The sequence below is a fragment of the Bradyrhizobium jicamae genome (genome assembly GCF_018130215.1).
In the GTDB taxonomy this organism is placed as follows: domain Bacteria; phylum Pseudomonadota; class Alphaproteobacteria; order Rhizobiales; family Xanthobacteraceae; genus Bradyrhizobium; species Bradyrhizobium jicamae_A.
The window spans coordinates 14,969-27,098 of the sequence record NZ_JAFCKQ010000071.1 but is presented as its reverse complement, the minus strand read 5'-3'; the positions used below and the strand labels follow the sequence as shown (position 1 = coordinate 27,098).

At 64.6% G+C, this 12,130-nt stretch carries 10 protein-coding genes; 3 read left to right on the top strand and 7 right to left on the bottom strand.

From position 1 onward, the window contains the following. Positions 1–293 precede the first annotated feature (293 nt). The 6 genes from JQ586_RS37895 to JQ586_RS37870 form a co-directional block, all read right to left on the bottom strand. Positions 294–749 carry a hypothetical protein gene (locus tag JQ586_RS37895; protein WP_212399748.1) on the bottom strand — a complete coding sequence of 152 codons (456 nt, stop codon included), beginning with the start codon at positions 747–749 and terminating at the stop codon, positions 294–296. A 602-nt stretch (positions 750–1,351) separates the two neighbouring features. After that, the gene (locus tag JQ586_RS37890) at positions 1,352–1,897 is read right to left on the bottom strand and encodes a c-type cytochrome (RefSeq protein WP_212399747.1); all 546 of its coding nucleotides are present in this window, start codon (positions 1,895–1,897) and stop codon (positions 1,352–1,354) included. Beyond that, positions 1,884–3,161, bottom strand: a complete 1,278-nt coding sequence (soxC, locus tag JQ586_RS37885) for a sulfite dehydrogenase (protein WP_212399746.1) — start codon at positions 3,159–3,161, stop codon at positions 1,884–1,886. Before soxC ends, JQ586_RS37890 begins: the two co-directional genes overlap by 14 nt. 83 nt (positions 3,162–3,244) lie before the next feature. Next, positions 3,245–4,453, bottom strand: a complete 1,209-nt coding sequence (locus JQ586_RS37880) for a cytochrome P450 (RefSeq protein WP_212399745.1) — start codon at positions 4,451–4,453, stop codon at positions 3,245–3,247. 180 nt (positions 4,454–4,633) lie between these two features. Next, positions 4,634–5,590 (bottom strand): catechol 2,3-dioxygenase, encoded by a 957-nt coding sequence (locus JQ586_RS37875; RefSeq protein ID WP_212399744.1) that lies wholly within the window; start codon positions 5,588–5,590, stop codon positions 4,634–4,636. Between the two features lie 168 nt (positions 5,591–5,758). Beyond that, on the bottom strand, positions 5,759–7,651 hold the full coding sequence (locus JQ586_RS37870; RefSeq protein ID WP_409411044.1) for a putative bifunctional diguanylate cyclase/phosphodiesterase: 1,893 nt from the start codon (positions 7,649–7,651) through the stop codon (positions 5,759–5,761). Between the two features lie 401 nt (positions 7,652–8,052). Here JQ586_RS37870 and JQ586_RS37865 point away from each other — a divergent pair, with 401 nt between their 5' ends. Continuing rightward, positions 8,053–9,798, top strand: a complete 1,746-nt coding sequence (locus JQ586_RS37865) for an ATP-binding protein (protein WP_212399742.1) — start codon at positions 8,053–8,055, stop codon at positions 9,796–9,798. 98 nt (positions 9,799–9,896) lie between these two features. Next, complete coding sequence (locus tag JQ586_RS37860; RefSeq protein ID WP_212399741.1) at positions 9,897–10,472, top strand: peroxidase-related enzyme; 576 nt, start codon at positions 9,897–9,899, stop codon at positions 10,470–10,472. A 9-nt stretch (positions 10,473–10,481) separates the two neighbouring features. On the opposite strand, the gene JQ586_RS37855 is transcribed toward JQ586_RS37860, so the two are convergent. Beyond that, the gene (locus JQ586_RS37855; RefSeq protein WP_212399740.1) at positions 10,482–11,108 is read right to left on the bottom strand and encodes a ParB-like protein; all 627 of its coding nucleotides are present in this window, start codon (positions 11,106–11,108) and stop codon (positions 10,482–10,484) included. A gap of 93 nt (positions 11,109–11,201) precedes the next feature. Here JQ586_RS37855 and JQ586_RS37850 point away from each other — a divergent pair, with 93 nt between their 5' ends. Next, the gene (locus tag JQ586_RS37850) at positions 11,202–12,083 is read left to right on the top strand and encodes an ion channel (protein WP_212399739.1); all 882 of its coding nucleotides are present in this window, start codon (positions 11,202–11,204) and stop codon (positions 12,081–12,083) included. Positions 12,084–12,130 lie beyond the last annotated feature (47 nt).

The following is a 12,130-nucleotide window of genomic DNA, read 5'->3' as shown; positions in this document are numbered from 1 at the left end:
ACGTATAAGCCGTAACCCATCGCGCGGGGAAAGCCGGGTTGTTCCCGGTTACACCTGTGGTCCTACCCCCGTGCTTTCTACCTTGCACGGGGCCCATGGGTGCGATCGGCACCCGGCTTTCCCTGCGCCCTCTTCACACAGAGCGGCGAAACGAGATGCAGGACTCGGACGATTCATGTCGCGAGGATGCAGAGTTGCGTCCTCATCGGTGTCATCACCCGCATGCGCGGGTGATCACACCGACTGATCGCGCAACAAACCCGGCGCCCGCAATGACGTCGATCGCGCCGCCGTCACCGACCGGCCGGCCTGGTCCTGACCAGTTTGTAGATTCGATTATTGAGGCCGAACAGCGCAGTGTTGCCGTCAGGGAAATGGAAGTCGATGGCGCCTTCGCAGCCGGTCTCGAGCGTCGGAATCGTGGCCCCCGAAAACCCGAGCGAGGCGGCCTGCGGCTTCGGATCGGTCAATCCGCCCTGAAACAGCATGTCGGGCTCGTACGACTTGATAGCGTAATGCGGCTTGCGGCAGCCGAGCGGTGGCGGCGCCTCGATACGGTCGGTGCGGAAAATGACGCCGTGTCCGATCAGCGCCTTGAGGTCCGATGCGACCGGCTTCTCATTCGCCTCCGCCCAGGGTGCGGGTTGCGAACTCGCGATCGTCCAATTGCCGAGATATTCGACCGGGGCGGCGTTGGCGGACGCCGCGGCGCCCGCCAACAACAATCCACCGATGATGGAAGTCCTCATGATGCCCCCTCCGCGCGGCGCGCGCATTCAAGCTGAACACTTGCGAGCTGAACACTTGCAAGCTGAACACTTGCAAGCTGAATGCTTGGTCGAGCGCCACGGCCAGGAGGTTCGACGCATTCGAACGCCGGGCCAGAGCCGGCGCTCGAATCCGAACATGAACCGGTCGCTAATGACAGGAGCGCCGGCGGAGCCTGCCGGAGGCCGGATCGTAGATGCGCGTGCGTGTGCAAGCGGAGAGCGGCAGCGGCGCCATGGCACCATAGGCGTTGGCGGGATCACCGCGGCGCTCTGCCGCCAATTGTGCCTCTCCCCAGGGCGTCAGGGCGCCGCCGTTGATGGAGCTGCGCCCGCGGGCTCCGAAATCTGGGCCACGGCAGGCGTGAAGGTCGCGCCGAGCAGCAGCGCGGCGGCTGCAACCACCTTGAGTCCGGTCATATGAGACCTCCGATGCGTCGACTGGAACGAGGACGGCGCTGCCGCCCTCGTTCACATCAAGGACCGATCGGGTGAGTCGGAAATTCCGGCCGCAGCGAGACGCTGCTTCACAAGGCTGCGATCTGGCCGCGGCGACGCATCACCGCCGCGGCCGCTCCGGGCACCTAACGGTTATGCACGTCGGGCCGTGGATCGCTGACGAAACCGTCGCGGTTCGGCATCTTGATCGCCGCGAGCGATTTCGCGTCGAGCACGGCGTCGGCGGGGACGATGCCGTTGAGGCTGAGGACATAGGCGGCCACCGCATAGACATCCTCATTGCTGAGCGACTGCGGCGCGTTCTGCGGCATCGCGCGCCTGATGTAGTCGAACAGCGTCGATGCGTAGGGCCAGTAGCTGCCGACGGTACGGACCGGCTTCGCACTCGCCAGCGTGCCCTGCCCGCCGACCAGGCGGTCGCCGACGCCGCCCTGCCCGCTGTCGCCGTGGCACGCCGCGCATTGCTCAGTGAATACGACCTTGCCGCGTTCGGCGCTGCCGCTGCCGGGCGGCAGGTTCGATCCGTCGCGGCCGATATCGATGTTCCAGCCGGCGATCTCCGCTGCGGTGGCCGGCCGGCCGATGCCGTAACGGTCCTCGGCCCGCGCGGCAAAGCCGAGTACCGCAATCGCACCAGCGAGGAATGCGGTCGTGAGGTCAAGCCTGCGCATTGCTCACCTCTCCGTCAGCATCGATCCGCCACGGCCAGATCGCGTTGTTATGATAGAACGAATTGACCCCGCGCACCGCGACAAGCTCGGCCAGCGTCGGCTGCATGTAGCCGGTCTCGTCGATCGCGCGGCTCTGGATCACCGCTGGCGCGCCGTCCCAATGCCAGGGGAAACGGAAGCGCGTCAGCGCTCGCGTCAACACCGGCTCCTGCAGCGTGGCCTCCTGCCAGTTCTTGCCGTCATCGACCGAGACCTCGACACCCTTGATCTTGCCGTGGCCGCTCCAGGCAATCCCGGTGATCTCGTGAAAGCCTTTCGTGGTCAGCTTCTGCCCACCCGAGGGCCGCGTGATGATCGACTTGGCTTCCATGTAGAAGGTGAATTCACGCGAGGTGCCGTCCGGCATCGGGTCGGTGTATTTCGAGGTCTCCTCGCGCGAATAAGCTGGCTCGGCTGTCACCTTCAACCGGCGCAGCCACTTCACATTCATGTTGCCCTCGAAGCCGGGCACCAGCAGCCGCAGCGGATAGCCCTGCTGCGGACGCAGCCGCTCGCCGTTCTGGCTGTAGACCAGCATCGCATCATCGAGGCATTTCTCGATCGGGATGCTGCGGGTCAGCGCCGCGGCGTCCGCACCTTCGGCCACGATCCATTTGGCGCCCGCCTGCAGGCCGGCCTCGTTCAGCACCGTCTTCAGCGGCACCCCGGTCCATTCGGCGCAACTGACGAGACCGACCAGATCGGATGCCGTCTTGCCGTAGGGCTTGGTGTAGACCGGATTGCCCGAGCACTCGATGAAATGGATGCGCGATTGCGACGGGAAGCGCCGGATGTCCTCCATGGTGAAGATCAGCGGACGATCGACCAGGCCGTGCAGAATCAGGCGATGCTCGGCCGGATCGATGGTCGGCACGCCGCCATGGTGACGCTCGTAGAACAGGCCGTTCGGCGTGATGATGCCGTCGAGCTCCTGCAACGGCGAGCGGCCCGAGGCCGAGATATATTGCGGCAACGTCTTCGAGATGTTCTTGATGACGCCCTTCTCATGGACCGACGGCGTGCCGTAGGGCTGGCTTCCCATCGGGTCGCCGGGCGCCTTCATCCATTCGGGCACGCTGGGCGGAAGATTGCTCTCGGACCCGGCGAGCACATTCGTGTCGCCGATACCTGCCATCACAGAACCGCCTGCCAGTGCCGCGCCCGCCTGCAGAAAATGCCTGCGAGACGCCTCTCGCACGCGCTTGTCCGTCGTCTGTTCGCTCATCGACGTTTTCCTCTGACGTTCGTATCCACGCAACCTAGCACCAAACGCCCGAGACATCGCAAGGATCAGCGCAGAGCGGCCCATCAACTGCCCGCGACGACGGGCAGTTTGTCGATCGAGCGGATGCCGGGTCGCCCGCTCCAGCGGATTTGCTCCGGCTTGACCGCAAGCCGGAGGCGCGGCCAGCGCACGAACAGGGCTTCCAGCGCGCACGCCGCCTCGATCCGAGCGAGCTGATGGCCGAGGCAGAAATGGATTCCGGTGCCGAACGAGATGTGCCGGTTCGGCTTGCGCGCGAGATCCATCCGGTCGGGACTCTCGTGCACGTCGGGATCGATGTTGGCGGCCGCGATCATCGCCATCACGCGATCCCCCTTCTTCAGGGTGACGCCGCCGAGCTCGACCTCGCGCCTGACATAGCGCGGCTTGGTGAACTGCACCGGCGACACGAAGCGCAGGAATTCCTCGACTGCAAGGCCAAGGCGGCTCCAGTCCGCCGCGAGCCAGTCCCGGCGCGCAGGATCCCTGAGCAGCTCGAACGCCGACCCGCTGATCAGATGCGTCGTGGTCTCGGAGCCGGCGGCGAGCAGCAGGAAGACCATTGCGACCATTTCGTCGCGCGTGATGCGGCCACGCTCCTTTTCGACCTGCACCAGTTCGGCGATCAGCCCTTCGCCGCCCTCTTCACGCGCCGCCTGCAATCGTTGCTCGAGATATCGCCGCATCCTGGACAGGCTGCCCATCATGCGCAGCAAGCTGATCGGCCCCTTGAGCCTGTTCATCGCATTCGCCCAGGCGATGAATGCCGGCCGGTCGGCGAGCGGCAGGCCGAGCAGCTCGCAGATCACGGACACCGGCAGGATACGCGCATAGCGCTGGATCAGGTCGGCGGGGCGCCCCGCCGCAAACAGCTCGTCAGCCAGCCGATCGGCGATCGTCCGGATATGCGGCTGCATGTCGAGCACCGCGCGGCGGCGGAACGCTTCGTCGACGATGCCGCGCAGCCTCGTGTGGTCCGGCTCATCCATCGTCAGCATGTTGTCGGCGACAACCGTGATCGATTTCGGCATCCACCAGCGCAGGCCGGCGACCTCGCCGTCCTCCTTGCGCAGCGAGAAGGTGGCACTGTCCTTCAGCATCGCCGCGGCGGTCTCATGGGTGGTTGTCAGCCAGACCCGGCCGACGATCGGGAACCTGACCTCGACGACGTGGCCGCGGGCGCGCAGCGCGGAAATGCCGGCGGCTGGATTTCGGTTGAACACATCGCTGGCAAAATCGGGTTGGGATGCCATGGCATCACCTCATGCTGCCGTTGGGCGCACGGAACATGGTGGGGCATCGTGTGCACGCAAGACCGGCGCACGGACCGCGACGGTATGGCCAGCATCAAATTAACGGGACTTGCGACAAGCCGGCCCGGGGCGGACGCGAGGCGCGCCCTCGGCAGCAATGACTTCGGAATTGAGCGTGCTTCAACCCGTCACGGGCGGCGTGCCATGGGTGTGGAAGGACTCGATGGTCTTCAGTCCCCAGGCCTGTCCCTTCTTGCGTTCCTCCTCGGTCCACACGATCGGCTTCCAGTCCGGCGCGAGGATCAGACGGGCGCCGGCATTGGCGACCTCGACGCGGTTGCCGCCGGGCTCATAGACATAGAGGAAGAAGGTCTGCTGGATCGCATGCTTGTGTGGGCCGGTCTCGATATGCACGCCGTTCTCGAGAAAGATATCGGCGGCGCGCAGGATCTCCTCGCGGCTGTCGAGCGCGTAGGTGACGTGATGGAAGCGGCCGGCCTTGCCGTAATGGTCGCGGGTATAGGCGAAATCGTAGCTCTTGTTCGACATCGTCATCCACATCGCCGCCTCCGTGCCGTCGTTCAGCACAATCTGCTCGGTGGTCCGGCAGCCGAGATAATTCTCGAAGAACAGGCGGTTGGCCTTGATGTCGACCGCAAGGCAATTGAGGTGATCGAGCCGCCGGACGTTGACGCCGCGCGCCGGAAAGCGTTGCGCCTGGTTCTTCAGCGCCGGCTTCAGCTCATCAGGCGCCTTGTACCACTCGGTCTCGTAATAGAGCTCGACGACATGGCCATCGGGGTCGCGGCAGCGGAACGCCGGGCCCTGCCCCATGTCGCCATCGACCCAGCCGATCTCGAAGCCCGATCCCTTCAGCGCGGCGACGCGACGCTCCAGCGCCTGCGGGCTGCGGGCGCGCAGCGCCATGTGCTCCATGCCGGACGTCTTCGACGCCGTGAGCTTGAGCGAATAGCGCTCGTAATCGTCCCAGCCGCGCAGATAGACCGACTCGCCCTGCCGCCCGCTGATCGTCATGCCCATCACGTCGACGAAGAACCTCAGGCTCTCATCCGGCTTCGGCGTCAGCAGCTCCATGTGCCCGAGATGGGCAAGGTCGAAGATCGGTTCGTGCTGCATGCGACGGCCTCCTCCCGCGCCGACGCCAGACCGGCGTCCCGGCGAATCGTTCCGCGGCGGCAAGGGGCCGCACAACGATTTGTACCAGTGTACAAAAGATTAGGTCCCGTCAACAAGGGCAACCCGGCCGCGACGGCCGGGCCCCGGATCAGTCGCCGCAGCGGATCGTCAGGCGACCGAAGCCGCTCTCTCCCTGTGCGACGACAGCAGCTTTCGGATTTCGACCGCCGGGATCGGCCGGCTGAACAGATAGCCCTGCATTTCGGTGCAACCGAGGACGCGGAGCATGCTGCGCTGCTGCTCGGTCTCGACGCCCTCCGCGGTGGTCGTCATATCGCTGGCGGCGGCGATGTTGACGACGGCCTGGACGATCGTGGACGACGCACCGGTGCCGGCGAGGTCCTTGATGAATGTGCGATCGATCTTTATCTTGTCGAACGGAAAGCGCTGCAGATAGCTCAGCGACGAATAGCCGGTGCCGAAATCGTCGAGCGCGATCCGCACCCCGAGGGCACGCAGCTGGTGCAGGACATCCAGCGCCGCCTCGTCGTCGCGGATCAGCACCGCTTCGGTGATCTCGAGTTCGAGCCGCGAGGGCGAGAGCCCCGACGCGGCGAGCGCGGCGGCGACGTGCAGCGCCAACGTCTCGCTCTTGAACTGGATCGGCGAAACGTTCACCGCGATGTGGACGTGCTCCGGCCAGTTCACCGCTTCGCAGCAGGCTGTGTCGAGCACCCAGCGACCGAGATCGTTGATCAGCCCGGTATCCTCGGCGACGGGAATGAAATCGGCGGGCGAGATGGTGCCGCGCTCCGGATGGCGCCAGCGCAGCAGTGCCTCGCAGCAGCTGACCCCGCCGGCCTCGAGATGAAGCAGCGGCTGATAGTGAAGCTCGAAGCCGCCGTCGGCGATTGCTTGCCGCAGCTCGAGCTCCAGGCTGCGCCGCGCCTTGGCGCGGGCGTCCATGCCGGACTCGAAGAACCGGTAGGTGCGGCGGCCGTCACTCTTTGCGCCATAGAGGGCGAGATCGGCATTGCGCAGCAATTGATCGATGTCGAGACCATCGCCGGGTGCGAGCGCGATACCGATGCTGGCGTCGGTGGTGATCAGGTGCCCGCTGCAATCAATCGGATCCCGGATCGCGTGGTAGATCGCGGCAAGCAGCTGCATGGTCTCGGTATGGCTGCAGATCGCGGTCTGGATCACCGCGAACTCGTCACCGCCGAGCCGTGCGGCGACGTCGGTATCGGCGAGGCAGGAGCGCAGGCGGCGGGCGATCGCCTTGAGCAGTTCGTCGCCGACCTGATGACCGAGCGCGTCGTTGACGCCTTTGAACTCGTCGATGTCGATATACATCACGGCGAGTTGCTCGCCCGGCCGGATCGCCTTCAGCGCCTGCTCGAGCCGTTCGCGAAACAGCATGCGGTTGGGCAGATCGGTCAGCGCATCGTAATGCGCCATGTGGGCGATCTTCTCGTCGGCGCGGGTGCGTTCGGTGATGTCCTCGATCGTCGCCACCCATCCACCTTCCTTCAGCGGCTTGTTGACGATCTCGATCGCGCGTCCGCCCGGCGCTTCCGTGAGCTGACGCGTTCCCTTGCCGAGCTTCACGTTGCGGATGATGGCGTCGCAGAATTCGTCGACGTCGCCGTCGAACGATCCGGTCTCCCTGCGGTGTGCGATCAGCCGCTGCATCGAGCAGCCTGGCCTTGCCACTTCGGGCGAGAGGCCGAACATCTCGACGTAGGGCTGATTGCAGATGATGATGTGCGCCGAGGCGTCGTAGAGCACGAGGCCCTGCGGAATGTTGTTCACGGCGGTCGTGAGGTTGCGGCGCTCGGCGGCGAGCCGTTCGTCGGAGATCTCATGCCGCTTCAGCACCAGATACACGATGACGGCGAGGATCACGACGGCCGCCATCAGCAGGCCTTCGCGCACGCTCCAGGCCGCGGTCGCACTTCCGAGCAGGCTTCCGACGAGCATGCCCGCGCAGAAGGCCAGCCCCCTGGTCGAGCCGGGATCGACATTCCCAGACGATCGATTGCGGTCCTTGATGCTCACGCTGATCTCCCCAGAGCGCGGCATCGTTACGCAGCACAGATGGAAAGGGGGTTACAAGTTGCGGTTAGCAATCGGTTACGCGATACCGTGAGACCAGGTCAGGCAGGCTGTCTCCACCTTCCGCCACTCTGCACGCCAACGGGCGTTCTCCTCGGACATGGTAAATGGCGGGTTAACGCGGCAGCCGCAAAACGGCGATGGTTCGTGCCGGAAAGCGACGATTTCGCCGCCGAAGAGCATCGTGGCGCCATATATAGCCACAGTTCAGAAACAAATCCTGACCGGAATGGCGCAGATTTAGCCAATCCGGAACTACGACGATTTAACGGTTTTTCCAGCCCCGGCGCGGCATATTAGACCGGACGGACCGGACATCTCTCTGAACAGGCCAGGCTGAAATCGTGACATCCTTTGGACGTGTGATCTCTGTGCGCGGCTCGCAGGCCCGGGTGGGGCTTCTGGCCGGCGGCCAGATGCCGCTCGTGGAAATGCGTGCGACCGTGGGCCGGTTCGTCAGCATCCGCTGCGCGAACTCCGTCATCGTCGCGATGATCACCGAGGTATCCTGCGAGAATCTGCCGGCCTCCGACAGCTACATCGCCACCGCCTCGGTCGACCTGCTCGGTGAAATCCTCGGCGGCGATCGCCCGAAATTCCAGCGTGGCGTCACCCATTATCCGACCATTGGCGATCCCGTCGAGCTGATCACGAGTCAGGAGCTGCGCACGGTGTATGCACCAAGCGGCTCGGACCAGATCAATGTCGGAACGCTGCAGCAGGACCGATCGATCATCGCCTATGTCGACATCGAAGAAATGCTCTCCAAGCACTTCGCGGTGCTCGGCTCGACCGGCGTCGGCAAATCGACCGGCGTGTCGCTGCTGCTCAACGAGATCCTGAAGTCGCGGCCGACGCTGCGCGTCTTCCTGCTCGACGTGCACAATGAATACGGTCGCTGCTTCGGCGAACGCGCCCAGGTGCTCAACCCGCGGAACCTGAAGCTGCCGTTCTGGCTGTTCAATTTCGAAGAGATCGTCGACGTGCTGTTCGCCGGCCGTCCCGGCGTGGCCGAAGAGCTCGACATCCTCGCGGAAGTGATTCCGGTCGCGAAGGGCGTTTATACCCAGTACCAGAACTCCGACCGCGTCGGCCTCGGGCTGAAGCGCGTCGATCCCCGGCAGGTCGGCTACACCGTCGACACGCCGGTGCCCTATCGCCTGGTCGACCTCATCTCGCTGATCGACGAGCGCATGGGCAAGCTCGAGAACCGCTCCTCGCGCATCATCTATCACAAGCTGATCTCGCGCATCGACGCGGTGCGCAACGATCCGCGCTATGCCTTCATGTTCGACAACGCCAATGTCGGCGGCGACACCATGGCGGACGTGATCAGCTATCTGTTCCGCCTGCCCGCCAACGGCAAGCCGATGACGATCATGCAGCTCGCCGGCTTCCCAGCCGAAGTCGTCGATTCCGTGGTTTCGGTGCTGTGCCGCATGGCGTTCGATTTCGGCCTGTGGAGCGATGGCGTCTCGCCGATGCTGTTTGTCTGCGAAGAGGCGCACCGCTACGCCGCGGCCGACCGCAACATCGGGTTCGGACCGACCCGCAAGGCGGTGTCGCGCATCGCCAAGGAAGGCCGCAAATACGGCGTCTATCTCGGCCTCATCACCCAGCGCCCGGCCGAGCTCGACGCGACCATCATCTCCCAGTGCAACACGCTGTTCACGATGCGCCTCGCCAACGACCGCGACCAGGCGCTGTTGCGCTCCGCGGTCTCCGACGCCGCCGCCAATCTTTTGTCCTTCGTGCCCTCGCTCGGCACCCGCGAGGTGCTCGCGTTCGGCGAAGGCGTCGCGCTGCCGACGCGGCTGCGCTTCAAGGAGGTGCCGCCGCACCAGTTGCCGCGCGGCGAAGCCACCATCGCCACCGTGCCCTCGGTCACGGCCGGCCACGACATGCATTTCGTCAGCGCCGTGCTGGAACGCTGGCGCGGTGCGACCTCGCATCGCGACGTGCCCAATGATCCCGGCCTCAACGATCGCGCGCCGCCGCGGGCGATGCCAACGGCCGAAGCGCCGATGCTGCAGCCTTCGATGGGGCTCGACCCCGATCGCTTCTCGCTGCTGAAGAAGCCGTTGCGCTAGCTGGATCGCCGCACCGCCGCCGATGCGGCTTGCACCGAGACCGTCATCCACTATGGTCTGGCATGACGCCGCGTCCCGCGGCATGCCGGAACCATCTCATGACGCAGCCCGCCGCAAAGCGCTTTGCCGCACCCGCCCTCGACAAGCTCCCCGACGACATCCGCACCCGCATCCTGGCGGTGCAGGAGAAATCGGGCTTCGTGCCGAACGTGTTCCTGTCGCTCGCCTATCGTCCCGACGAGTTTCGCGCGTTCTTCGCCTATCATGACGCGCTGATGGAGAAGGACTCAGGACTCTCCAAGGCCGAACGCGAGATGATCGTGGTGGCGACCAGCGCCGCCAATCAGTGCCAGTATTGCGTGATCGCCCATGGCGCGATCCTGCGCATCCGCGCCAAGAACCCGCAGATCGCCGACCAGATCGCGGTCAACTACCGCAAGGCCGACATCACGCCGCGACAGCGCGCGATGCTCGACTTCGCGATGAAGGTGAGCCGCGCCGCCGAGGTATCGGACGCAGATTTTACCGCGCTGGCCGCCCACGGCTTCAGCGACGACGACATCTGGGACATCGCGGCGGTCGCAGCCTTCTTCGCGCTCTCTAACCGGATGGCGAATGTCACCGCGATGCGCCCGAACGACGAGTTCTACATGCTCGGGCGTCAGCCGAAGTAGAGCACCTGCTCAGTCGTCCGAAGCCGGTCCGCACCAGCCGGGAAGATAGGTCGCGCCCGGGCCGCGTCCGACCGCCAGCCCCTTCTCCAGCGCCTTGGCGAAATTGTCCTGCACCATCTTGCGCGGGATGCGCCGGCGCAGGAAATCCGCCCAGAGGAATTCGCTGAACGGCGTGGTATCCTTGGCGAAGCCGCCGGCGCGGCGCATCTCACCGGCGAGGCTGCGGTAGGGATCGTCCTTCAGATCCTTGATCGACTTCGGAATGTCCCTGAAATGGCGGCGCTCGCCCTTGGCGTCGTAGGGATAGACCCAGCGCTTGTTGTCCATCACGCCCCAGAACACGTCGCGCTCGACCATCGTGAGGTCGCCGATCACGGTGACCAGGATGTCCTTCACGCCCTCCTCATGCAGCGCCCGCGCCATGTGATGGTGATCGACCACGTAGTAACGATCGTCAGGACCATGGACCACGGGGATCATGTGCTTGCCCAGAAGCTCCGCACGCTTCTTGTCCGACTTGTGCTCGCGCCAGCGCTTCCGCTTCTCCTTCACCTCGTGCATGCCGACCGTCATCTGGGTCGGCCGCAGCGACAGGATTGGAACCGGCTTCACGTAGGGTTCGCGCGTGTGGGCCATGATCTGTACTCCCGTTTGACCGCCGCTCTGCAATGAGTTCCATTATGACATGATGTTGCGGGCCGGTAAAAGAGGCCGCTCGAGATGAACGGAATGGCTGGAAGAGCAGGCGATCGGGCACCGAAGGCCCGCAGAATCCGCCTCGGCAACCGCGAGGTCGTGACCGAGGGACTGGAGCTCAGCTTCTGGGCCGACATCAGCCATCGCTGCATGACGGCATCCTGGCCTGCCTTCATTGGCGGCGCGGCATTGGTGTTCATCGTCTTCAACGGCTTCTTCGCTCTGCTCTATTGGTTCGGCGATCAGCCCATCTCCAACGTGCCTCGCGGCGCATACATCGACTATCTCTATTTCAGCATCGAAACGCTTTCGACCGCCGGCTATGGCGACATGCATCCGCAGTCGCACTACGGACATTTCATTGCAGCCGTCGAGCTGTTCACAGGCATCTTCTCGATGTCGCTGATGACCGGATTGATCTTCGCCCGGTTCTCGCGGCCGAGCGCCCGACTGCTGTTCGCCGACAATCCCGTGATCTCGACCCACGAGGGCCGGCAGACGCTGATGATCCGTCTCGCCAACGAGCGGCACAACATCATCGCAAACGCCACCGCACAGCTGTGGGTGTTCAAGAGCGGCGTCAGCAAGGAGGGCGTGCCCTACCGCCGGTTCTATGACCTGCCGCTGATACGCAGCCAAAGTCCGGCGCTGGCGCTGAGCTGGACGGTGTTTCATGTCATCGACGAGGCCAGCCCGCTCCATGGTCTCGACGCAGCGGGCCTGAAAGCCGCCAATGTAGGGCTCGGCCTCATGGTGTCCGGCTATGACGACGTTGCGGCGCAAACTGTGCATGCGCGAAAGTCGTACGAACATGACCAGATCCGCTTCGGCCATCGCTATGTCGAGATCCTCCGTGTGACCGAGGATGGTCTGAGGATCGACTACAGCCGGTTCCACGAGACGGTCGAGGGTTGAATGCCACCTCCGCGCGCGCCAAGATTTTAGATGTGACTCGCGGCGAA